Below are 22,016 nucleotides of genomic sequence, written 5' to 3'. Positions count from 1 at the left end.
TGATTCGACAGACGTCAAGACAGGCGTCGTGGGAAGGGGTCGTCATGTTCGGCACGGCACGGCGTTCAGCGCAGGCCCAGGCGGGAGCGCGGTTCTGTGACTCCTGCGCGCGGGTGTCCACCGCGGCACAGCGGGCGCAGCGGCACTACGACCAGGTCCGTGACACCGCCTACGCCCTGATCGGCGCCCGGTAACCGAAAGGTTGTGTAATGAGCGAGAACACCCAGACCAGCCCCGCGACGGCGGGCGGGTTCGCCGGCGATCCGGGCGCCGCCCTGGCCGTGCCCGGCTCCGGTTCCTGCTGCGGCAGCCCCGCGCAGGCGGTCGGCTCGATCCTCCCGCCCGCCGGGCAGTCCCCGACGGCGGGGCCGTGCTGCGGCAGCCAGCAGGCCGCCGAAGCGGCCGGCGCCTGCTGCGGCACCGAGGCGAAGACCGAAGCCGTCACGACGGGTCAGGGGTGCTGCGGATGACCTCGGAATCGGCCGCTCACCTGGACGCGATACTTCCCCTGGTGTCGGCAGAGCGAATGGCCGCCACGGTCACTGCTCTCGCCTCGGCTGAATTCACCGGCCGGCGGGTCGGCACGGCCGGCGGCGCCGCCGCCCGCGCCTGGCTCGTCGCGCACCTCGCCGACCTCGGCGCGGCGGTCGACACTGATGACTTCCCGGTCCGCAACGTGCCCGAGCTGTACGCGGCGCCGACCGTCATCTGGGGCGACGGTGACACCTCGACGCGGCTCACCTTCGGCCGCGAGGTCGCGGTCCATCCCGCCTCAGCCGACACGTCTGAGGTCAGGCGTGGCCCGTTGGGCGTGGCCGGCAGCGGCGACCCGACCGGCCGGTGGCTGGTGGTGCCCGCGGGCGGGAACCCTCTCGACGCCGCCCGCGACGCCTCGGGCGCCGCGGGTCTGCTGGTGAGCCGGGCTGTCGACGCCGACGGCTGGCAGCACACGGTCCTCGCCGGACCGGACCCGGGACCGCTGCCCATCCTGACCCTCGACGCAGGCACGCACCGCGCCGTCCTGGCCGCCGCCACCGGTGCGGGTTGGTGGAGCGCGAACACTCCGTTGCGCCGCCGCGACGTGACCGGCGCCAACATCCACGCGAGGTTCCCGGCGGCTGAGCCGGGTGGGATCGAGGTGTTGCTGACCGCGCACTACGACGGCGTCGGCGACCATCCCGGCCTGCGTCAGCCCGGCGCGTCGGACAACGCCAGCGGCGTCGCGGTGGTCCTGGAAGCCGCCCGAGTCCTTGCCGCCGCCCGCCCTGCGGGGGTCGGGGTGGCGGTCGCGCTACTCGACGCCGAGGAAGTCGGTGCGCTGGGCTCGGCCCACCACAGCCAGCAGCTGCACGTCGGCGACGTTCGGCCGCTGGTTATCAACGTCGACGGCGCCGGGCTGCTCGACCGGGCCGCCGCGGTCGAGGCGGGTGGGCCGGCCCACGCGCTGCTCGCGCTGCTCGACCAGGCCGGGCGGCACACCGGCCTTCCGCTCGCCGCTGGGCCGGTCGCCTCCGACAACCGCCGCTACGCCGCCGCGGGGCTCGCGGCGGTGGGCATCGGCGCCGGCATGGCCGGCTACCACAGTCCCGCCGACACCCCGGACCGCGTCGACCCGCACACCCTGAAGGCGATCACCCGCCTCGTTGTCGCCACCGTCCGCCTGGCCGCTTCCGCACGCGCTACAGTCTCATCGCCGATCGGCGATAAACGATAGAAGGGGTGGGGTTGTGGACGAGTTGCTCGACCGGAGCACCGCGCAGCAGTACGCGTCGTGGTTCCGGGCCCTCGCGGACCCGACCCGGGTTCAGATCGTCGAGTACCTCGCCCGTCACGCCCGACCGATGAGCGTCGGCGAGATCGTCGCCGCCGTCGGCCTGGCCCAATCGACCGTCTCCCAACATTTGAAGATCCTCACCGAGGTGCGGTTCGTCCTCGTCGAGGCGGTCGGCACCGCCCGGCACTACCGGATCAACGACGCCTGCGTCGACTGCTTCCCCTCCGCCGCCGACGTCGTCATGGGCCGACCCGCCCCCCACCCGAACGGAGCGTGCTGATGGCCGACATCACCGTCCGCCCGATGACGGCCGGCGACGCCGCACGGGTGCTCGCCATTTACCAAGCGGGTCTCGACGGCGGCGACGCCAGCTTCGAGACCACGGCGCCGACGTGGGCGCAGTTTGACGCCGGCAAACTGCCCGCGCACCGCCTCGTCGCCGTTGACGGCGACGGCACGGTGATCGGGTGGATTGCCGTCTCGCCCACCTCCGCCCGCGCGGTCTACGCCGGCGTGGTCGAGCACTCCGTCTACGTCGACCCCACCGCCAGAGGCCGCGGCGTCGCCCGCCTCCTGCTGGACGCCCTGATCGCCTCCACCGAAGCCGCCGGCGTCTGGACCATCCAGTCTGGTGTCTTCGGCGAGAACACCGCCAGCCTCCGCCTGCACGAGCGCGCCGGTTTCCGGGTCATCGGCGTGCGCGAGCGGGTCGCCCGCCACAACGGCCGATGGCGCGACGTGATCCTGCTGGAGCGCCGCAGCCCCGCCATCACCTGACCAACCCTCGACCCCGACGCACCGCCGCCGTCTACCTGTTTGATTCGACAGCTATCGATACAGAGGAGCTACCTGATGAACGCCCTGGAGGACCTGCCCGTCGTGGTGATCGGCGCCGGACCGGTCGGCCTGGCCGCCGCCGCGCACCTACACGAGCGTGACCTACCGTTCCTCGTCCTGGAGGCCGGTGACACCCCCGCCGCCGCCGTGCGCCAGTGGGGCCACGTGCGTGTGTTCTCCCCGTGGCGCTACAACATCGACCCCGCCGCCCGCCGCCTGCTCGACGACGCCGGGTGGGTCGCCCCCGACCTGGAGCACCTGCCCACCGGCGCCGAGTTGGCCGATGACTACCTCCAGCCCCTGGCGGAGGTACCGCAGCTCAAGCCGCACCTGCGCTACGGCGCCCGCGTCGAGGCGATCAGCCGCCTCGGCCTGGACCGGCTGCGCACCGCCGGCCGCGAGTCCACCCCGTTCCTGATCCGCCTCGCCGACGGCCAGGAGGTGCTCGCCCGCGCGGTCATCGACGCCTCCGGCACCTGGGGAACCCCGAACGTCCTCGGCTCCTCCGGACTGTCCGCCCGCGGTGAGACCGACGTCGCGGCACACCTGGAGCACGCGCTGCCCGACGTCCTCGGCGTCGACCGGGACCGGTTCGCCGGCCGGCACACCCTCGTCGTCGGCGCCGGCCACTCCGCCGCCAACACCCTGCTCTCCCTCGCCGAGTTGGCCGAATCCATGCCGGGCACCGAGGTGACCTGGGCGATCCGTACCACCTCACCGGCGCGCACCTACGGCGGCGGCGACGCCGACGCGCTGCCCGCACGCGGTGCCCTGGGCTCCCGGCTGCGGGCGCACGTCGACGCCGGCCGGATCCGGCTGCTCACCGGGTTCGCCGTGCACGCCCTCACCCCCACCGACGGTCGGGTCAGCGTGGTCGTGCGCCACACCGACGGCAGCGAAGAGCAGACCACCGTGGACCGCATCGTCGCGGCCACCGGCTTCCGCCCTGATCACTCGATCGCCGCCGAGCTGCGCCTGGACCTCGATCCGGTTATGGGTGCCACCCGCGCCCTGGCCCCGCTGATCGACCCCAACGAGCACTCCTGCGGCACCGTGCCCCCACACGGCGTGGACGAGCTCACCCACCCCGAGGCGGGGTACTACGCCGTCGGCATGAAGTCCTACGGGCGGGCACCGACGTTCCTGATGGCTACCGGCTACGAGCAGGTCCGCTCCGTCGTCGCCGCCCTCGCCGGCGACTGGATCGCGGCCCGCGACGTGCAACTCGACCTACCCGAGACCGGGGTGTGCAACAGCAACCCGGACGAGTCCGCCACCGCCGACAGCTGCTGCGATACGGCACCGGCTGCCCAAGGCTCCGGACGGGGCCTGGCCACCGGCATCTCCGGCGGCCTACTCGCCGCACCCTTGAGCCTGGTCACCCTCGGCGCCGCACCCGCCGTCACCCAGACCGGCGGCTGCTGCGCCAGCTGATGCCCACCACCATCACGGTGCCCGCCGACGCAGCCGTCGGGGGCACCACGGGTGGCGCATCGTCGCCGCCCTTGCCGTCACCTCCACCATCGGCTACGGCACCCTCTACTACGCCTACGCCGTCCTGCTCGCCCCGATGGCCGCCACCCTCGGCACCTCCACCACCGCCGTCACCGGCGCACTCACCGCGAGTGTCCTGGCCGGCGCCCTCGCGGCGATCCCCGTCGGACGGTGGCTCGACCACCACGGCGGACGCGCCCTCATGACCACCGGCTCGATCACCGCCACCGCCCTGCTGATCGCCTGGTCCCAGGTCCACACCATCGAACAGCTGTACGCCGTCATGATCGGGATCGGGATCACCGGCGCGATGGTCCTCTACGAACCCGCGTTCGCCGTCATCGTCGCCTGGTTCACCCCCGACCGGCGCGCCACCGCCCTGCTCGCCGTCACCATCGTCGCCGGGTTCGCCAGCACCATCTTCATGCCCCTCACCGGCCTCCTGGCCGCCCACCTCGGCTGGCGCGACGCGCTGCTCGTCCTCGCCGCCATCCACGGCGCGGTCACCGTGCCGCTGCACGCCCTCACCATCCGCCGGCCCCGACTGGCAACTACCACGGCACCCGCCGGCACCGAGCGGTCCGAGCACGCCCAGCGGGGCGCCGTCGCCCAGGCCGCGATGCGCGACACCCGGTTCTGGATCCTCGCCGCGACCCTGATCGCCCACGGCGCGGCCACCAGCACCATGACCGTGCACCTCATCGGCTACCTCACCAGCCGCGGCCACCCCGCCACCGTCGCCGCCACCCTGACCGGGCTGCTCGGCGTCCTGTCCGTCACCGGACGACTCGTCCTCACCGCCGCCCGCCGACACCTCCGCGTCACCACCATCGTCGCCGCCGTCTTCACCACCCAGGCCGCCGCCGTGCTCGCCATGCCCCTGCTCGCCAGCACCCGCACCGGCGCGATCATCACCGTCGTCGGCTTCGGACTCGGCTTCGGCATCACCAGCCTCGCCACCCCCGCCCTGCTCACCGACCGGTACGGCATCACCGCCTACGCCACCATCTCCGGCCGACTATCCACCCCCGTCACCATCGCCAAAGCCACCGCGCCCCTCGCCGCCGCCACCCTCCTACACACCACCGGCGGCTACACACCACTGCTCGCCGCCGTCGCCGGATGCTGCGCCCTCGCCGCCACCGGCATGCTCACCCGCGCCACCACCACGGCGCCAGCCCCCAGTCTCTGAGCTGGCGAGGCACTACCGACGGGCAGGCGAATGAGTGGCGATCCGAGCACTAGCTACGGCGCCGCGGCGACTTCGTCGAGCAATTGGGCTTGCATCCGGTACCCAGGTACAGGCTTACCGTCATCGGTATGAGCAGCGATGACGAGACGTGGGTGCCCGAGGCGTGCACCCTGCCGAGCGTGCAACAGCCACTGCGGCTGGCCGAGTTCGACAGCCTGTTCGCCACCGGGATGACAATGTGAGCGGGCTGCGTAGCAGCCAGGTCGCCGCCGCGGCAGGGGTGAACCCGCAGACGCTGCGCTATTACGAGCGCCGAGGACTGCTCGCCGAACCAGATCGCACGTTGGGCGGGCACCGCCTCTACCCCGCCGAAGCGGTCACCGTGCTGAGGGTAATCAAGGCCGCGCAGGGGCTCGGGTTCACCCTCGACGAGGTCGCCGACCTGCTCGGTGGTGGCGAACCGCCGCTCTCACCACGGTGGCTGCGCCAGCGGGAGCGGCTGCGGATGCGGATGCGGATGCGGATGCGGATGCGGATGCTCAAGCAAATCGCCGGCTTGACCGAGGGCCGCAGGCACATCGGTAGGGTCCATGGATGACCGTCGTCCGCTCGATCCTGCTGTTCGTCGTCGCCGCCCTGTTCGAGATCGGCGGGGCGTGGCTGATCTGGCAGGGCTGGCGCGAGCACCGCGGCCTGTGGTGGATCGCCGCCGGAGTCATCGCCCTCGGCGCGTACGGATTCGTCGCCACCTTCCAACCCGACCCGAACTTCGGGCGCATCCTCGCCGCCTACGGCGGCGTGTTCGTCGCCGGATCCCTCGCCTGGGGAGTGATCGTCGACAAGTTCCGACCCGACCGGTGGGACACCATCGGCGCCGGCATCTGCCTGATCGGCGTCGCCCTGATCATGTACGCGCCGCGTTCGGCAGGCGGCTCCTGATCATCACAAGGACCAGGACCTGACGTTTCACCACACCTCGGCGTTCTAGCAGGCGCGGACGTAGCAGCGCGCCGGTTCAGGAATCGTGTGGTCCTGTCGCGTCGGTCGGTGACTTGACCTGCCAGCAACGGGGCAGCGTAGGACGGGCGGTAAGCGCGGCCTCAAGCCGGCCGGCCTCGACGTGTGCTGCATGCCGGTTGCTGATCCTCCGCGCGGTATTGCGGCAGTCGAGGGGCTAGCAGGACTTCTGCGTGGGCCGGGTGACGCCACGTACTCACCGCCGCCGGCTACCTCAACCACACGGGGTGGGAACTCATTAATGTGACCGAGGTTGGGAGCAGCAGGACATTGCACGCGATCATGCGACGCAGGTAAGCCCGTAGACGTCGGGCCCCATCGGCGCGTCGCCGGTTGACCTGACTGCCTAGCCTGGGGAGATAGGCGAGCTTCCACATCATGCTTGTGCGGGAGGAAAGCAGAGTGGACGGATCTTCGACAACAAATGCCACCACCCCGCGCACGATCACCACGATCATCGCGATCGCCTCCGACGACACCTTCGCCCACGTCTACACGAACGTGCGGCAAATGATCGAGGATGGGTTGGGCGATGCCGACACCCGTCGGGGGCCCCTGGAATTCTTCAACGCGGCAGGCGCACAACACCTGCCACGAACTCGGCATCACCGTGAAGAAGACCGGCCCCAACCGGCCCCAAACCAACTGCGAGGCTGGGTGGGTGCTCTTCCGGGCGGTCTGACTCCTAAACGAACCGGTCCGAGTGCCTGTTGCCGAATTGTCGGCCGGGTCTACGGTTGGACCAAGGCCCTCAACGCCCTGATCCTCGCCTACGGCGACCGGATCACATCTAACAGCATCGATCACACCACAGGCCCAAACACAGAATTCGACGCACTCCCGAAAGCTGCCCTCACGGCGAGATGATGTGGCCCTCGACAATCCCATCATCCCAGCCCAGATGGGGCTCTCATGCTCACGGCCCACCATACCGCAAGCCTTGATGAGGCGCGAGGTCAGCTTTGCGCGCACTCTCCGAATGTTCGACTATCTCTTACATCACTCACCCACTCTCGCGCTGCCCGGCAAAGGCAACAGATCGGACATATAGCCGCTTTAGACGCTATCAAATTGTCCACAGATACTGACGTAGCTGAATGCTTGACGGCGTGGGCGAGAAGCGGCAATGTCTTACACGGGTCGCGCAGCGACCCGCCGGAATAGCGGTCATTCTGACGTTCGTTTCCGGCATGCCTGAGTACGGGAGGTTCAGACATGCGTAGGATTCTTCTGGGTGGCGCGGGGGCGCTGTTTATGATTGGCGCTTTAGCTACGCCAGCTTCGGCTGACGTTGGCGACGGAAACCTCGCCTGCAACACCGGTGAAATCTGCTACGCCCGGGACATCGACAACACCACCTACCAGAAGCACTTCTGGAACGAGGGCTGGCACACCAGCTACACCTTCACCAATGTCACGAACGGGACCGGCGGCCAGGGCAGCGTCCGTGACGGCGCCGACCAGATCCGCAACCGTGACACTGCGTGCTCGGTGAAGGTTGTCGACGACCACGGCGCCCTGCCGGACGACCACCGGACGTACGCCAACAACTCGACGTGGTACACCCTCCACACCGACATCCGGAACCAGAACGACCGTCACGAGCGCTGCTCCTGACAGTCGGCTCCGAGCCCGGCGTGGGAGCATTGCTCCTACGCCCGGCTCTTCGTTCCTCGCCCAGGCCCCGGAAAAGTCGTGACGGTGTCTGACTTATAGGGCTTGTAGAAGCGACTATGTTGGTGGCAGCAAGACGGGCATGACTTCCCCGCACGCCGCCCAGGCCATCCAGGTTCGCCAGCGCCGGCCACGCCTCGATGAGCCGAAACGCTTCACCACCGATACCGTCTACGCCGTCATCGATCTGCGAACCCGCCAGGCGAAACCGGATCAACGGGCCGCGTGGATCCGCGGCCACTGGTCCATCGAGAACAAGATCCGCTAGGTCCGCGACGTCACCTACGACGAGACCGATCCCAGATCCGTACCGGCACCGGACCGCAGGTCATGGCCGCCCTCCGCAACGCCGCCATCAGCACCCTACGCCTGACCGCGTCACCAACATCGCCTCCGCCAACCGCCACCACGCCCGCGACAGCAGCCGAACACTGGCCCTCCTTGGCATCACCTAACGACTTTGCCGGGGTCCTGCGTTCCTCCCCGAGCAGTAATAGCCTTCACCCGAGGTTTAATCAACGACGAGCAACCGCGTGTCGATGGCCTCGCGTAGTGCCGGCAGCATCAGCACAACGACGCCGAGGACCGCCCCACCACAGCCGGCCGCCACCGTCGCCAACTGAGCCCATGGCACGGTCAACTCGGGGTGCTCACTAACGGTAAAGAACGCTTCTGCCATCGGGATCGTGCACACCATGCCGACTAGTGCACCTGGTAACAGATTCGCTGCCGTCTGCCCGAGCAACACCAGTCGTAGCGTGCGGACGGTGACTCCCTGAGCTCGCAAGGCAGCGATTCCGCGTCGCTCCTCAACGAGCCGGTCGAGCAGGGCCACCGCTAAGGACAGCGTCGAAACGACGAAGGCGAGCACAAGCCCGGCCCAAGCCACCTGCCGGTAGGTCTGACTCGCCGACTGTGCCTCCCGCATCAGCGTCGCGACGTCCCGGACCTCCCGATTGCGGCCCTCCTGCAATCGTTCGACGGCCGTCCGCACCCGTTCGACAACAACAGGATCGCTATTCGACACGGTGACCAGAATCTGTCGCCCGGACGCGACGCGGAGTGCCTGCTGCGGAACCTGAGACACCGGAACGATCCCCGCACCGATCCCGAGTTCACCCAGTCCATCCAGGGCATGACTGATGATCTTCCCGATACGCACGGGCCCGAGCTCGACGTATTTGATGCCGTCGGCGCTCTCGGAGCCAAACCGGTACGCCGCCAACGAATCGCCGGGGCCCCGCAGGTTCTCCTCTCCGACAGACGGTGCAAGGTACGTGCTTTCCGTGCCGCATTCGGGCAACGGGCTACGCAGCACCGACGCGAGTGCGGCGCAGTCCCCGGCCACCGCGTTGACTTCCGCAAAACCATCACCCGGACGGCCCAGCTCAACATCGACCAACTCCGCCACACCCGTCACGCCGGGCAGATCCAGCTCGCCGGGTGCCGGTGCCCGCTCGACGTGCGCGAGGAGTGTGTGTGGCTTGAGACGTTGGTCCAGGTGCGTCAGGGATGCGGGGGCACCCCCATCTGCGAGTGGCAGCACGGCGAGGAACCAGCCGGAGGCGAATACCAGAAGGGTGACGACGCCTACCACCCGCGCGGCGGTGGCCGCTGACGCTTGGGCGCGCCGGGCTGCGAGGAGCACGGCCGGACTGCGGTCCATCCGCAGAATGAGCCCGGCTACCCCGAGACATAGCGTCGGCGCGCTGACCAACAGACCAATCATGATCAGCAGGGCGGCCAGGAAGAGCGGTACGGCGGCGGCACTGCCGGTCTGGTCGGTGACTATCAACCAGCCGGCCGTCAGCAGACCGACGACCAGCGGCAGCAGCCGCCAACGTCCCGCCCGGACAACGGTGGAGCGCCGGACGACTCCCATCGGATTGACGACCACCCGCCTTAGTGCGAGCACGGCAGTCGCCGTAGCGAACACCGGCAGGCCCACGACGATCGCTGCGGCGGCCGGCATTGGCGGCAGGATGTCGGCGACGAAAGCCCCCGCACCTGGCAGCCGGGCCGCGACTGCGGCGGCGAGCGCCAGGAAGACCAGGCCCCCGCCGATCGAGCCGACGGCTGCGGCCATTCCAACTTCGACCGCGGTGAGCAGCCGGACCTGCATAGCCGACATTCCGGACAACCGGAGCGCGGCAAGCCGACGGTCACGTTCCTGCGAACCCCAGCGAACCGCGTTGACGACCAGGGCCAGCAGCGGAAGCAGCAAAGCCGCGAGGCCGACCGGCACGGCAAGTCGCAAGCCCCCCGGAAGCGGCGGCACGTCCTCGGGCCTGGCGCCCCAGCCAGAGGCCGGAACGTAGTCGGCGGGAAAGGCCTCAGGCTCCGCTCCGATCCACACCGTCCACTCGCGAGGTCCGGTCAGTCCGGCATCGCCTACCGTGCCGATGACCCGCTGCGGGTACCGCTCGCGCAACCCCGCGTCCGCTCGCAGAGCGGCCTCAACCTCCGGAGAGACGACGCTCTCCCCTGGACGCGGCAAGCGTCCCAGCCCTGGCGGAGGCGGGGCATCCGATCGGGTCGCTGCTACCTCGGTGACGACCAACGTGCGTTCGAGGTAAACATCGGTCCACCGGCGGGCCAGCAACGTGCCGTTCGATCGCGTCGCACCTCGCTCCAGCGTCGGCGACCGATCGGCCGTGCGGTCGCGCTGGGCCTCGCTCAGTGGCAACGCTGCCGAACCTGCCAGCAGGAGCACCGCGGCCACCGCCATGCCGGCAGCCGTCAACAGGAAACGCTTACGTGACCGCGGGCTGCCAACAGCCAGATGCGCGGCGAGCCCGACGACACCCGCCAGCTTCACCTCGACGCTCCCGTCACCGACGGAACCACCCGGCCGTCACGCAACACCACCTCACGATCGGCGTATGCGGCGATTTTGTCGTCGTGGGTCACCAAGACCAGGGCGCACCGACGGTTCCTGACCTGCTGACTGAGCAGATCAAGCACGAGCTCTCCATTTGTCGTGTCCAGAGCGCCGGTCGGCTCGTCGGCGAAAATGACGTCCGGGTCCGGGGCCAGCGCCCTGGCCACGGCGACCCGCTGCTGCTGGCCGCCCGACATCTCACCGGGCCGACGCCGAGCAAGCTCTTCGACGCCGAGGTCGCGCAGCCAAGATCGCGCTGTGTCCTCTGCGGGACGTCGGCCGACACCGTTGAGACGCAGGTTGAGTGAGACGTTCTCCAAAGCAGTCAACTCCGGAACCAGATGTCCGAACTGGAAGACGAAGCCGAACCGCTGACGGCGCAGTGCGCTGCGCTCGCCATCAGGCATGGTATTCAGGTCACGGCCGCTGAACCACACCCGCCCTTCGCCGGGCGTCACCAGTCCGGAAAGGCAGTGCAGCAGTGTCGACTTACCAGATCCACTGGAGCCGATGATCGCGATGCTGTCGCCACGCTCCACGGTCAGGTCGATGCCATCCAAGGCGCGGGTCAACCCATATGTGACCCGCAGCCCCTCAGATCGCAGAAGCGGCGTCCCATGTTGCTCGTGACTCGGCGACGACTCCATGGCTCGACTCACCCTACCGGCGCCGCATCAATGTGCCACCGTTCGTCGATCTGCACGAGGGTCAGCGTGGCGGAGCCCAGGGCGTCGATCGCACCCTGCTGGCCGTCGAGCTGCAGATCAACGGTGGCATTCCCGCCATTGACCTGAGGGTCCTTCATCTTCACCTCGCGCAGCGCTGCGGCCGACGCCTGATCCAGGCGGCCTGCGACGGTCTTGACACTCTGCAGACAGTCCGCACTGGCGGCACGCTTTGCGAGTTCCTCCTGCGCCGCCTTGCTCATCAATGAGCACGCCTGCGTCCCGTCGCCGTCGGCGAGGGCGCTGGTATACAACGGAATGACCTCGCGAACGCCTTCGGGCCCCGGCCGATGTCCGGGATCACGGCCCTCCGAGCATGAGACGACCGCCAAGATCGGGAGTACGGCGAGAGCGATACGGGCGGCGACCAACCGCTGAGAACGGGACATGGACGAAGAACTCCTCACGAATCGGTGATGGCTGATGTCAGCCCCTCGATGTCACGACGGGAACGGAGACAGTGCGCGTTACTGGCGTCGTAAGGCATCCACCGGTTGGAGACGAACGGCACGCCAGGCCGGCGGGAGCCCGGCGACGATGCCTGCGGCGGCTCCGGCCAACAGAGCGAAGCCGATTGCCGCGAGAGTGAGGACGGGCTCCCATCCGTTCCAGGTCGAGATCCCCACGACGACTGCCACGCCGGTGTACACGCCGATCAAGGCACCGACCAGGCCGAGCGCGAGCGTCTCCGTCATGATCTGGATAAAGATGTGCCGCCGCAGAGCGCCGAGTACGGTGCGCAACCCCAGCTCCGCCGTGCGTGCGTGGACCGACGATACGGCGGAGGATGCGATCGAGATCGTGCCCATGACGAGGGCGATGAGCACCACACCGAGGGCCAGCGATCGCACGTTGCCCTCGATTCCCTGGCGGAAGCCGCTGGCGTCGAGCGGCCGGCTCACGTTCAGGACGCGAACATCCTCGGGCGCCAGCGCAACTGCGGCCCGTTCCCGCACCGCATCAGCCGCACCCGACTGGGTCTCGATGAGCACACGCGGCTGGTTGCCGGACGAGTCGTCACCCGTTGCGAACACCCCGCGGGGGACCAACGCGCCCAACAGCACCTCATCACGCCGATCGACATCGGAGTAGATGGCGGTGACCGTGAGCATCAGCCCGTCGATTCGGACTCCCGTGCCGGGACGAGCGACACCCAGCCGGCGCGCGGCTGACTCGGACAGCATGATCAGCGGACTCCGACTCCGCACGTGCAGGCTGTTAAAAGGCGTACCGACCGTCAGGTGCGGCCGAATCGCCCGCAAGGCATCCGCGTCGACGGGTTGGATCGCCACTTCGGTCATGCCCGATGATGGCGGCCGCTCGACGAGGAACGTTCCGGGCGGATCCATCACGCCGGCATGCACCACGCCGCTGATGACGCGGACCCGGTCCAGGTCGCCTGGCTCGGTGAAGTCGGTGGGCGTAGCACCGGCCGCCTGGCTGACCACAAGTTCGGTGGCCCGGAAGCTGTCGAACTCGTCGGTGACCTGACGCGACAACGTCGAAGACAGCCCGGACATCGTGATGAGGGTGCCGGTCGCGACCACGACGCCCGCGATCACGAGCGCCGCTTTCAGACCCTGCGCCCGCATCGACGCAACCGCCTCACGCAGCACATCGCCGACGAACATGCGTCGTCGCGCCGGCACCCGCAGATCGGCCCCCGTCCGGTTCATGCCGGCACCGGGTGAGGGAACGGCCACGAGTTCGTGACGTGTCCATCGGAGACGCGCAGTGCCCGGTCCGCGCCCGCAGCCACAGTCTGGTCGTGTGTCACCACGATTACGGTGGTGCCGGCAGCGTTCAACTCGGCGAGCAACGTCATGATCGCCGCTCCGTTGGCGGTGTCCAGGCTTCCGGTCGGTTCGTCGCACAGCAGGATGCGCGCGTTGGTGATCACGGCCCGGGCGATCGCCACGCGCTGTTTTTCACCGCCGGACAGCGTCTGCGCGTTCGCGGAGCTGCGGTGCCCGAGACCGACACGTTCGAGCACTTCGGCCACGAGCCGGCGGCGGACCCGTCGAGGCGTCCCGGTGTAGAGCAGACCCAACTCCACGTTCTCCGTGACGGAGCGGCCGGAGAGCAGATGAAACGCCTGGAAGACGATGCCGATCTCCTGTGCCCGAACTGCGCTCCGGTCGGCAGGGCGCAGCGTCGTCGTTTCGATTCCGCAGACTTCCAAGAGCCCGGAGGACGGTTGATCGAGCAGACCAAGCAGGTTCAGCAGCGTCGACTTTCCTGAACCGGACGGCCCGACAATCGCCGAGTATGAGCCCATGGGGATGAACAGATCACACGGTAGTAATGCATGGACGGCAGGACCGTCCGTCACGTAGGTGCGGCTGACGCCGGTGAGCCTGAAAGCTGCGGTCTCTCCACCGCCGTACCCGATTGTCTCGACGGTGTCCTCGATGCCCGCTAGTCGCTGAAGCAGTGTCACTCATCCACGTCCTTGCCGCCCACGATCACTGGCGTGCCGGCGCTCAAGGAGTCAGCGTTCCGGGGCGTGATCTCTACCCAGCCGTCTGCCTGGATGCCCGGCGTGACCTCGATGTCGACAAGCTTTCCCTGCTCCTGCTGCGTGCTCACGAAGGCGGTCCCGTCGGGCCGCTCGTTGACCGCCATGAGGGGCACTGCCAGCACGGAGCCGTCGGTGTGTTTCCCCTCGACGGTCACCTTGTAGGACCGGTCGGCGCCGAGCGGCAGCCGGTCGTCAAGAAGCACGGTGACGGCGAGCCCGCCGCCGGAATCGCCCGACCCCGCGTCGGCGTCGTCGGGGGGACTATCCTGGGCGTTCACCGAGGTTGCCGTGTTGGCCACGAGTCGGCCGGTAACCGCTTTGCCGCCAACGTCGACGCGCACCGCGGTGCCCTCGACGGCGACATCCGAACGGCCGATCGGCACGTTCCCCTTCAGCTGGGTGGATTCGGCGTAGCGGGACAGCACCGTCGCGCTCCCGTTGACCATCTGGCCGACCTTCACCGACACCGCGTCGGCCCGCCTCGGCAGGCCCGGGACGATGAACAGCTCCGCTTGACGCGCCTCGATGATCCGCCGCCGAGCCGGTGTGTTCGTCGCGGCCGAGCCATCCGCTTCGCGGGCCTTGGCCGCATCATCCGCTCCCGCCTCGTCGACGGCCGCTGATTCCTCGCGGTACGGCGGTTCCCAGCCGGCCGAACGGTACAACCGTCCGAGTGCGTTCTGGGTGCTGGAGCCGTACGTGCCTTTGCGATCAGCGCTGCGATAACCGAGTGAACGAAGCGCATCCTGGAGCTGCTCCACGTCGGGACCGGTGTCGCCGTCCTTGATGGTGCGGTAGGCACGAAACCGCCCGGGCAAGACGATGACCGGACGACCCTGCACCTCCAACAGCACACTGCCCGCGCGGACCGTGCTGTTGGCCTTGAGCGGGACGCTGGTAACGACGCCCTCAATACCAGGCGTCAGACGGAGATCCTTGTGAGTGGAGGTGTCCATGGTGGCACGAAAATTGAACTCCTCGCTCAGCTCCTTCTGCTCGACAGGCACGATCACCGGACCAGAGGCATGAAACTCGGCGTTGGCCACGGCTTCAGCTCGCGAGTTGATCCGATCGCCGAGAACGAGAATGGTGGCACCCGAACTGCTGGCGCTGACCAGGACGGTCAGTGCCAACAGCAGTCCGAGGCGCCGGTGAGATCGCGGCTGTGGAGCGGTGCTCGACTGCGGGTCGGAACTCGGCTGAGACACGAGGACCACCTTTGAGGGAGACGTTGACGATGATCAGGACGCGTTGCGCGCGGCGTCGCGCAAGCTTGCCGAGATGCTCGTCAGCTTCACGGCGTAGCGGTCGGTGAGCTTCTTGCGCGGCTCGTCCTGCATCTGCTCCAGCTTCTTGGTGAAACCCTGCTGTTCGCCGCAGGTGACATAGGCCACGGCGAACTCCGCCTCGGGTGCCGGTGGCGTGTAGGTGCCCGGATCCGCAGGCGGGGCGACGATGACCTCGCCCTTCTTGACCTTGGGCCGAGGGGAAGTCGACTGGACGATAGCGGCAGTTTGCACACCGGCTTCGCGCAGCAACGTGGCGAAATCCTCGGCCTTCCCCACGTTCTCCGGGTCGAGCTGCGGATAGCCCGCCTTGCGAACGCAGTCGAGCCGCTCGGTCACCAGCTTGAGGATCGGCTCAGAGGTAGCGTCCAAGAGGCCCCGCCGGATCTCGTCCTGCAGCTCGGCGCTCTGCGCCAGCAGTGCGTCCACATCGCCGTTCGCCTTCTTGCTGAACTTCTTCTGGCAGGAGGCGAGGGCCGCGTCGAACGAAGCATCCTCGGAGAGGACCAACCCGGGCTCGGTCCGGGCGAACAGCAGTACAGAGCCGACCATGCCGTACTGGCGCGCCTGCTCCGTCGTGTAAGGCCCCATCTCCAGCGGGTCGATCCGCAGTGGCTCGCTCCGCGCCTGCGGGGTGCGCTGCGCAGTCATCTCGAACGCCTGCTGTTGTTGCGGGAATCCTTCGTCGGCAAGGCACTGCCGAACGTCGGCCGAACGTCGATCCTGCAAGGTCTCGGTGAGGCTGATGATCTCCTCCATCGAGCCAGCCGGGGCCTGCTTGCCCGCCACCTCACTCACCGCCGACGCGGTGGGCTCCGGCGTGGACGGCTTATCCGAGGAGCACCCGGCGGCCAGTAACACCGTGCCAACGAAGAGAACACCCTTGAATACAGCTCGCATTTCTCGATCCCCCGTGTGCACGTTCATCGCAGTTTGTCGGCTTCTTGAATCAGTGCGGCGTGGCCCTCAATGTCGTCCCTGAGGTTGGCCAGTCGACGCTCGGTCGAATCAATCCAACGGAGGTCAGCATCCAGATGGAGAATCGCCAGGTCCGCGGCAATCACTTCCAGTCGGCCGGAGGTCGGCGACGATTTGATCTTCGTCATTTCCCGCATGAGCGCCCGGTGCGCAACTCTTTGCACGTCTAGCACCCGGACCGCATCTCGCTGCGTCAACAGAGCAAGAACCACCTTGGCGTAAAGGTCAGGCTGGAGGTACTGCTGCACCCCCCCAGGCTCGAAGAACCAACGCTCAAGCCCACTCGCGCCGACCTCGGTCACCTGAAAGAGCGTCCGATCCGGACCACCGGAGCGCTCCACACCAACGGCGGTGACCAGCCCGTCACGCTGCAACCGCTGAAGGGTGCTGTAGATCTGCCCGGACCGCAACGGCCGCCGGAGACCGAGCAGGGACCCATAACGTTGGTGCAGCTCATAGCCGTGCAGAGGGCGTGGTTCCATCAGGGCAAGGAGTGTCTCCGACACGGCCATGCAGAGAAGTATCCACTGAGTGGCTAGTCGCCGCAACCCCGTTCCCGATCCCGGCGAACACTCAAACCTCCGCCGACCGGAGGGCGACGACAGCGGACGAACAACCCTCGCTCGACCTTAATGATCATAGATCGCCCGCCATGCTCGACTCCTACGAAGTTCCGGCAATCGCCCTGGCCGAGGCGCACCGCCGGCGTCGCGGAGAGATTCCGCCATCGACGGCATCAACACGACCCTCACCCGAGGTATCGAGCTTCGCCGTCTCGCGCAAGCGTTGGGAAGATTACACCCATCACTGCCGGCGCGTGGGACTGTCGGCTCCGCGCCCACTTTTGAGGCGCCCCCCAAAGGCGCGGAGAAGGCACTATGGTCCATCGATGCGAGGAGTCTCCTATTTGGATTCTCTTCGGGGTCACGTCGCCGAAAAAGGTTGTCGCGGCTTCATTCGTAGCTTGCGGCATCAGGACATGGGGGACTTTGCATGGCTATCGGGCTAACGCGTGTCTGCAGGGCTCTGTTCGTCGGAGTCCTTGCCGTCAGCGCATCCACCGTCGTCGCGGACGCCGCCGGGGCGGCCGCCGCCCCGAGGCCCGACACCTCGCCGCCTTCTGCACTCACCTCCTGGCGGGTCGATCTGAGCAAGGCGACAGCGATGCAGTACAACACCCGCCGCACGAGCCGCGGTCTCACGCTCGCCGACCCGCAGCCCCACGATGACCGCTATACGCCGGCTGCCGCCATGCGGGCGTCGGGTCAGCCGGCCACCGCAAGTGGCAGCTACACCGCCCCCGAGGTGAACGCTGGCCGGTGGGTCAGCGCCGTGATCGCAAAACCAGACGTTTCGGTGCCCGCCAGCACCCGTGTCGAGGTCGACGTACGCGGCCGCGGAGTCAACGGTGGCTGGACGGAGTGGCGTACGACCGTGCCAGGCGAGATCGCGGCGCTGCCGGAACCAGTGTCGAAGCTGCAAGCCCGCGTCACCCTGACCGCAGCGGCCGACGGCGCCACGCCGGTGGTGTCCGGCCTGGAGTTGCAGTCCGCCGCCGCACCTGCCGAATCGGCGTCGGCAGCCGCCACCGCGTACGGCCCCGTCCGGCTGTTCGCCACCCGCGAAGGACTGGTGGGCCACACCACGGCGAACGGCCACGTCATCAGGAGCCGGGACCACTTTGTCGCCCTGCCGTCGCGTCGCATGCTGGCGTCGAACGGCGGGAACGAATACCAGGTCAAGGTGTGTTACCAGGGCCGGTGTGAGACGGCTCCGGTCTGGGACGTCGGACCGTGGAACACCCGCGACGACTACTGGAACCCGTCGAGCGTCCGGGAGACGTTCCGCGATCTGCCACAGGGACGGCCGGAGGCCCAGGCTGCCTACCAGAACGGGTACAACAACGGCAAGGACGAGTTCGGTCGGACCGTGGCGAACCCCGCCGGCATCGATCTCGCCGACGGCACCTTCTGGGACGGCCTCGGCATGACCAACAACGACTGGGTCGACGTCACTTTCAACCCCGGTTCCTCCGGCGGCAACGTCACGGTGACGGCTTGGGCCCAGGCGAACGTCCGTAGTTGCGCCAGGACCACGTGCACCATCGTCAGTCAGGTCTACGCCAACCAGACCTATCCCGCGGTGTGCTGGACGGTCGGCGAGCGGGTCACTGCCGAAGGCATCACCAACGACCGGTGGGTCAAGCTCCCACTGGTCGCCGGTGGGTACGGCTACGTGTCCGGCATTTATCTGGTGGGCGACCAGACCGGCGGTGTGACGACGCGCTGCACGTGACGCCGTGCCGCAACGGGCGAAAGTGAGTCTCACTCCCCGCCCGTTGCGGTCTGGCCGGTGTCCGGTGTGCCGGGCACCGGCCAGCCGGATCAGGCTGGAGATCAGGTCGGGGCACTCTCGTGAGCGATGGCCCCACTGATTGCGAGCGGCCCCCCTCACGTCCGGACGCAGTCTCCGATGCCCAGTGCCGTGGGCGCACCGAGGGTTGAGGGCTGGTCACCTGGCAAGCGGGCTCTTTCGCCCGCGGCACTTTCTCCGTACCGTAAGGTCCTGGACCACTTCGCGTCACGGAACGCAACGAAGTGGGCGGCCAAGTCCCGGCAGAGCAACGAGACCTGGGTACACGACCTCGCAATGTGGACCGCCGAATGGGCCAACCACCGGACCGTCGGCCACCAGTCAACCCATGAGCCATAACCGGGGGCACCCTATCGCCACGCGGCACCGGCAGCGGTCGCCCCAACTCCTCAACTAGCCAGCAGGCCCGCTCGGGAACGCAAATCAGGTCACACAGCCGGCCGGCCCATGGCGGTCCGAACCCAGAGCCAACCGCGCTGCTCCCAATCTGCTCCCAATGTAAGCGGCACATACAGCAAAGCCCGTTACCGGCTACTCCGGCAACGGGCTTCTGACCTGCACAAACTGAGAGTGGGCGATGCTGGTATCGAACCAGCGACCTCTTCGGTGTGAACGAAGTGCTCTCGGAGCACTGCTCGTTCGTGCTGAAGCGCGGTGACCCACGCCAGCACCGCAGTGCTCGGCACATCCCGCAAGTTCACCTACTCGATCGCCATGCACGCCTAGCGCCCGCCCTGCTTGACCAGCGGCCGATGCCTCACGGCATCGGCCGCTTCTCTATGCCTTGACGCCAAATCAGCACGCCACCCAGCTCCCGGAGGAACTCACCCATGACAACCCACCCAACCGCTACGGGGCCAACCAGCCACGCATCAAGGGGCCAAGCCTCAGAGTCGCCTCGCAACTGCACCGACGCGGCCATCGCCCACCCAACGGCCGAGCCTCGGATTCGAGTCACCAAAGTCGAGACGCGGGCGACGCGAGACGGCCGGCTTGCAGGTCGACCGCCGGACGGAGGCGCATGACGCAGCCATCCAGCGACCCACACGAGGGGCCATCACGCCCGACGCCACCATCCGCGCCAGGTAGGCAACTTGACCGATCTAACGAAGACAGCTGTTCATGGACGGTTGACAACGTCAACGACGGCACATCCACGGGGGTTAAGAGTGTGGTGGCTCCAGACCAACCACCCGAGCTGAACCCTCGGGCGGCTGCCGCCTTACTAAAGCTGCTCACACGCCTCAACGACCGCCACACCGAGCACTCGAAGCAGGAGAACGGATGACCTCCCCCCAACCAAAGCCCTTCGCCTTTTACGGCCGTGTCTCCACCGAGGACAACCAAGATCCGGAATCGTCGCGAGGGTGGCAACTCACCCGGGCGACAGCCCTCATCCAGCCTCAGGGCGGCCGCATCGTCACGGAGTACTTCGACGTCGGCCAGAGCCGCTCGCTGCCCTGGCAACGCCGAACCCAGGCCAACACTCTTCTCTCTGCGCTACGTAACCCACGTCGGGGCTTCTCCGCTGTCGTTGTGGGGGAACCCCACCGGGCTTTCTACGGCAACCAGTTCGGTCTCACGGTGCCACTCTTCGCGCACTACGGCGTCGAACTCTGGGTACCCGAGATCGGCGGCCCCATCGCCCCCGACAACGAGGCACATGAGCTTGTCATGTCCGTCTTCGGCGGTATGAGCAAGGGCGAACGCAACCGCATCAAGCTGCGTTTGCGCACCGCCATGGCCGCCCAGACACTCCTGGAAGGCCGATACCTCGGCGGACGTCCGCCATACGGCTACACCCTGCGTGATCTCGGTCCTCACCCCAACCCCGCGAAGGCCGCCGACGGCAAACACCTCCGCGGGCTCACCCCGGATGCCCAGACCTCCCCCATTGTTCGCCGGATCTTCGACGAATTCCTCGCCGGCTATGGACTATTCGCCATCGCCGAAGGACTCACCGCCAACCATGTGCCCTGTCCCTCGGCACACGACCGGGCCCGCAACCGACATCGCAGCGGCATCGCCTGGTCCAAAAGCGCCATCCGTGTCATCCTCACCAACCCTCGCTACACGGGCCGGCAGGTGTGGAACAAGCAACGCACCGACGAGGTCCTCCTCGACGTCGACGACGTCGCACTGGGTCACACCGGCGTCATGCGCTGGAACACGCGTGACAAGTGGGTGGTCTCGAAGGAGATCACCCACCCACCCCTGATCGACGACGAGACCTTCGAGCAAGCGCAAGCCCTACTCACCCGTCGCGCGCGAGCCGTCGACCGTCAGGAGCGCCAACGCCGCGCCCGCAACCCCTACGTCTTCCGGGGGATGATCTACTGCGCCGTCTGTCAGCGACGCATGCAAGGCCAGTACAACCACGGCGCCGCCTACTACCGCTGCCGCTTCCCCCAGGAATACGCCCTGGCCAACGAGGTCGAACACCCCCGCAACGTCTACCTGCGCGAGGACGCCCTCACCGACCCGCTCGACGAGTGGCTGGCATCCGCGTTCACCCCGGACCACCTCGACCACACGATCACCGCCATGTGCGACGCCCAACCAACGGACACAACGCCACAGACGGCCGCAGCGCAGGCCACGATCGCGGCTTGTGACGCAAAGCTCGCCCAGTACCGGGCCGCCCTCGACGCCGGCGCAGATCCCGCACTAGTCACCGGATGGATAGCCCAAACCCAAGCCGAACGAACACGAGCCGAAGCTGATCTTCAAACGACCCAGCAGACAGAGCCACGCCGGATGAGCCGCTCCCAGATCGCCGACCTAGTCCGAGCGCTCGGCGACATCGCCACCGTCCTGCGCGACGCCGACCCCGACGACAAAGCCGAGGTCTACCGGCAACTCGGACTCCGGCTCACCTACCAGACCGAAACGCAAACGGTGCGCGCTGCAGTGGATCTCAGCGCGCACCGTGGGGTTATGGTTCGTGTCCGAGGGGGGATTCGAACTCTTGTACGTATCACCTGTGCGCCATTCAGGGTGCGCATGCCCATAGGTTACGGTACGGCCAGGATTGGTTCAATCCCAGAATCCACATCACCGCGCGTGAGCACGAATAGCAGTTTGAAGATGCGCGGCCGCATGTCTCGGGCAGCGGCTCGCGCCGTCATCGACTGGCCAAGATGAAGGTGCAGCTATCCCCTATGGCCGCTCAATCAGGCGTCGGCGAGCCGCCGCTAAGCATTTCTGCCTTTCGCGCGCTTTCAGCCGGTCGACGTGCCGGCAGCCGTAGCGGTCGGATTCTTC

Annotated in this window: 22 protein-coding genes; 14 read left to right on the top strand and 8 right to left on the bottom strand. The window is 67.8% G+C overall.

What is annotated here, in order from left to right; all coding sequences use genetic code 11:
- Nucleotides 1–44: 44 nt before the first annotated feature.
- The 12 genes from FB453_RS26030 (at nt 45) to FB453_RS35075 (ending at nt 8,256) form a co-directional block, all read left to right on the top strand.
- Entirely contained in the window at nt 45–194 is a 150-nt protein-coding gene (locus tag FB453_RS26030) for a hypothetical protein (protein ID WP_222431413.1), read from the top strand.
- A 15-nt stretch (nt 195–209) separates the two neighbouring features.
- Nucleotides 210–470 carry a hypothetical protein gene (locus FB453_RS26025; RefSeq protein ID WP_145794459.1) on the top strand — a complete coding sequence of 87 codons (261 nt, stop codon included), beginning with the start codon at nt 210–212 and terminating at the stop codon, nt 468–470.
- The gene (locus FB453_RS26020) at nt 467–1,714 is read left to right on the top strand and encodes a M28 family peptidase (protein ID WP_186718548.1); all 1,248 of its coding nucleotides are present in this window, start codon (nt 467–469) and stop codon (nt 1,712–1,714) included. Before FB453_RS26025 ends, FB453_RS26020 begins: the two co-directional genes overlap by 4 nt.
- A 13-nt stretch (nt 1,715–1,727) precedes the next feature.
- Entirely contained in the window at nt 1,728–2,054 is a 327-nt protein-coding gene (locus FB453_RS26015) for a metalloregulator ArsR/SmtB family transcription factor (RefSeq protein WP_145794457.1), read from the top strand.
- Complete coding sequence (locus tag FB453_RS26010; protein ID WP_145794455.1) at nt 2,054–2,551, top strand: GNAT family N-acetyltransferase; 498 nt, start codon at nt 2,054–2,056, stop codon at nt 2,549–2,551. The genes FB453_RS26015 and FB453_RS26010 overlap by 1 nt, the downstream gene beginning before the upstream one ends.
- A gap of 75 nt (nt 2,552–2,626) precedes the next feature.
- Nucleotides 2,627–4,045, top strand: coding sequence for an NAD(P)-binding domain-containing protein (locus tag FB453_RS26005; RefSeq protein WP_145794453.1), 1,419 nt, complete (start codon nt 2,627–2,629; stop codon nt 4,043–4,045).
- 136 nt (nt 4,046–4,181) lie between these two features.
- Complete coding sequence (locus FB453_RS26000) at nt 4,182–5,297, top strand: MFS transporter (RefSeq protein WP_486480459.1); 1,116 nt, start codon at nt 4,182–4,184, stop codon at nt 5,295–5,297.
- A 238-nt stretch (nt 5,298–5,535) separates the two neighbouring features.
- Nucleotides 5,536–5,895 carry a MerR family transcriptional regulator gene (locus FB453_RS35080; RefSeq protein ID WP_486480458.1) on the top strand — a complete coding sequence of 120 codons (360 nt, stop codon included), beginning with the start codon at nt 5,536–5,538 and terminating at the stop codon, nt 5,893–5,895.
- A complete protein-coding gene (locus tag FB453_RS25990) occupies nt 5,892–6,236 on the top strand; it encodes a YnfA family protein (RefSeq protein ID WP_145794449.1) in 345 nt (114 codons plus the stop codon). The genes FB453_RS35080 and FB453_RS25990 overlap by 4 nt, the downstream gene beginning before the upstream one ends.
- A 456-nt stretch (nt 6,237–6,692) precedes the next feature.
- Nucleotides 6,693–7,181, top strand: coding sequence for a hypothetical protein (locus FB453_RS25985; protein WP_145794448.1), 489 nt, complete (start codon nt 6,693–6,695; stop codon nt 7,179–7,181).
- A gap of 348 nt (nt 7,182–7,529) precedes the next feature.
- Nucleotides 7,530–7,931 (top strand): hypothetical protein, encoded by a 402-nt coding sequence (locus tag FB453_RS25980; protein ID WP_145794447.1) that lies wholly within the window; start codon nt 7,530–7,532, stop codon nt 7,929–7,931.
- Nucleotides 7,932–8,070: 139 nt separating this feature from the next.
- Nucleotides 8,071–8,256 (top strand): hypothetical protein, encoded by a 186-nt coding sequence (locus FB453_RS35075; protein WP_145794446.1) that lies wholly within the window; start codon nt 8,071–8,073, stop codon nt 8,254–8,256.
- A gap of 243 nt (nt 8,257–8,499) precedes the next feature.
- Here FB453_RS35075 and FB453_RS25970 read toward each other — a convergent pair whose 3' ends face one another.
- The 8 genes from FB453_RS25970 to FB453_RS25935 all read right to left on the bottom strand — a co-directional run bounded on the left by FB453_RS25970 (nt 8,500) and on the right by FB453_RS25935 (nt 16,891).
- Nucleotides 8,500–10,806, bottom strand: a complete 2,307-nt coding sequence (locus tag FB453_RS25970; RefSeq protein ID WP_145794445.1) for an FtsX-like permease family protein — start codon at nt 10,804–10,806, stop codon at nt 8,500–8,502.
- Entirely contained in the window at nt 10,803–11,516 is a 714-nt protein-coding gene (locus FB453_RS25965) for an ABC transporter ATP-binding protein (RefSeq protein WP_145794444.1), read from the bottom strand. Before FB453_RS25965 ends, FB453_RS25970 begins: the two co-directional genes overlap by 4 nt.
- Nucleotides 11,517–11,524: 8 nt before the next feature.
- Nucleotides 11,525–11,983, bottom strand: a complete 459-nt coding sequence (locus FB453_RS25960) for a hypothetical protein (protein ID WP_486480457.1) — start codon at nt 11,981–11,983, stop codon at nt 11,525–11,527.
- 78 nt (nt 11,984–12,061) lie between these two features.
- Nucleotides 12,062–13,270, bottom strand: coding sequence for an ABC transporter permease (locus tag FB453_RS25955; protein ID WP_486480456.1), 1,209 nt, complete (start codon nt 13,268–13,270; stop codon nt 12,062–12,064).
- The gene (locus FB453_RS25950) at nt 13,267–14,034 is read right to left on the bottom strand and encodes an ABC transporter ATP-binding protein (RefSeq protein WP_145794440.1); all 768 of its coding nucleotides are present in this window, start codon (nt 14,032–14,034) and stop codon (nt 13,267–13,269) included. Before FB453_RS25950 ends, FB453_RS25955 begins: the two co-directional genes overlap by 4 nt.
- The gene (locus FB453_RS25945; RefSeq protein WP_486480455.1) at nt 14,031–15,248 is read right to left on the bottom strand and encodes a peptidoglycan-binding protein; all 1,218 of its coding nucleotides are present in this window, start codon (nt 15,246–15,248) and stop codon (nt 14,031–14,033) included. The genes FB453_RS25950 and FB453_RS25945 overlap by 4 nt, the downstream gene beginning before the upstream one ends.
- Nucleotides 15,249–15,356: 108 nt before the next feature.
- The gene (locus tag FB453_RS25940) at nt 15,357–16,301 is read right to left on the bottom strand and encodes a hypothetical protein (RefSeq protein ID WP_145794436.1); all 945 of its coding nucleotides are present in this window, start codon (nt 16,299–16,301) and stop codon (nt 15,357–15,359) included.
- 23 nt (nt 16,302–16,324) lie between these two features.
- The gene (locus FB453_RS25935; protein ID WP_145794434.1) at nt 16,325–16,891 is read right to left on the bottom strand and encodes a PadR family transcriptional regulator; all 567 of its coding nucleotides are present in this window, start codon (nt 16,889–16,891) and stop codon (nt 16,325–16,327) included.
- Nucleotides 16,892–17,543: 652 nt separating this feature from the next.
- On the opposite strand from FB453_RS25935, the gene FB453_RS25930 reads away from it, so the two are divergent.
- Nucleotides 17,544–18,674: an SH3 domain-containing protein gene (locus FB453_RS25930; protein WP_486480454.1), complete on the top strand. Its 1,131-nt coding sequence runs from the start codon at nt 17,544–17,546 to the stop codon at nt 18,672–18,674.
- Nucleotides 18,675–20,036: 1,362 nt separating this feature from the next.
- The gene (locus FB453_RS25925) at nt 20,037–21,896 is read left to right on the top strand and encodes a recombinase family protein (RefSeq protein ID WP_145794430.1); all 1,860 of its coding nucleotides are present in this window, start codon (nt 20,037–20,039) and stop codon (nt 21,894–21,896) included.
- The last annotated feature ends 120 nt before the right edge of the window (nt 21,897–22,016 follow it).

The organism is Micromonospora sp. CNZ322, from assembly GCF_007827755.1.
Note: the sequence above shows the minus strand (reverse complement) of the source record. Positions and strands in the feature narration are given on the sequence as shown.

Bases quoted from the DNA above. Each gene is read 5' to 3' on its own strand.
- FB453_RS26030 (WP_222431413.1), top strand. From the start codon at position 45: ATGTTCGGCACGGCACGGCGTTCAGCGCAGGCCCAGGCGGGAGCGCGG.
- FB453_RS26025 (WP_145794459.1), top strand. From the start codon at position 210: ATGAGCGAGAACACCCAGACCAGCCCCGCGACGGCGGGCGGGTTCGCC.
- FB453_RS26020 (WP_186718548.1), top strand. From the start codon at position 467: ATGACCTCGGAATCGGCCGCTCACCTGGACGCGATACTTCCCCTGGTG.
- FB453_RS26010 (WP_145794455.1), top strand. From the start codon at position 2,054: ATGGCCGACATCACCGTCCGCCCGATGACGGCCGGCGACGCCGCACGG.
- FB453_RS26005 (WP_145794453.1), top strand. From the start codon at position 2,627: ATGAACGCCCTGGAGGACCTGCCCGTCGTGGTGATCGGCGCCGGACCG.
- FB453_RS26000 (WP_486480459.1), top strand. From the start codon at position 4,182: ATGGCCGCCACCCTCGGCACCTCCACCACCGCCGTCACCGGCGCACTC.
- FB453_RS25990 (WP_145794449.1), top strand. From the start codon at position 5,892: ATGACCGTCGTCCGCTCGATCCTGCTGTTCGTCGTCGCCGCCCTGTTC.
- FB453_RS25985 (WP_145794448.1), top strand. From the start codon at position 6,693: ATGCTTGTGCGGGAGGAAAGCAGAGTGGACGGATCTTCGACAACAAAT.
- FB453_RS25980 (WP_145794447.1), top strand. From the start codon at position 7,530: ATGCGTAGGATTCTTCTGGGTGGCGCGGGGGCGCTGTTTATGATTGGC.
- FB453_RS35075 (WP_145794446.1), top strand. From the start codon at position 8,071: ATGACTTCCCCGCACGCCGCCCAGGCCATCCAGGTTCGCCAGCGCCGG.
- FB453_RS25965 (WP_145794444.1), bottom strand. From the start codon at position 11,516: ATGGAGTCGTCGCCGAGTCACGAGCAACATGGGACGCCGCTTCTGCGA.
- FB453_RS25960 (WP_486480457.1), bottom strand. From the start codon at position 11,983: ATGTCCCGTTCTCAGCGGTTGGTCGCCGCCCGTATCGCTCTCGCCGTA.
- FB453_RS25955 (WP_486480456.1), bottom strand. From the start codon at position 13,270: ATGAACCGGACGGGGGCCGATCTGCGGGTGCCGGCGCGACGACGCATG.
- FB453_RS25940 (WP_145794436.1), bottom strand. From the start codon at position 16,301: ATGCGAGCTGTATTCAAGGGTGTTCTCTTCGTTGGCACGGTGTTACTG.
- FB453_RS25935 (WP_145794434.1), bottom strand. From the start codon at position 16,891: ATGGCCGTGTCGGAGACACTCCTTGCCCTGATGGAACCACGCCCTCTG.
- FB453_RS25930 (WP_486480454.1), top strand. From the start codon at position 17,544: ATGCAGTACAACACCCGCCGCACGAGCCGCGGTCTCACGCTCGCCGAC.
- FB453_RS25925 (WP_145794430.1), top strand. From the start codon at position 20,037: ATGACCTCCCCCCAACCAAAGCCCTTCGCCTTTTACGGCCGTGTCTCC.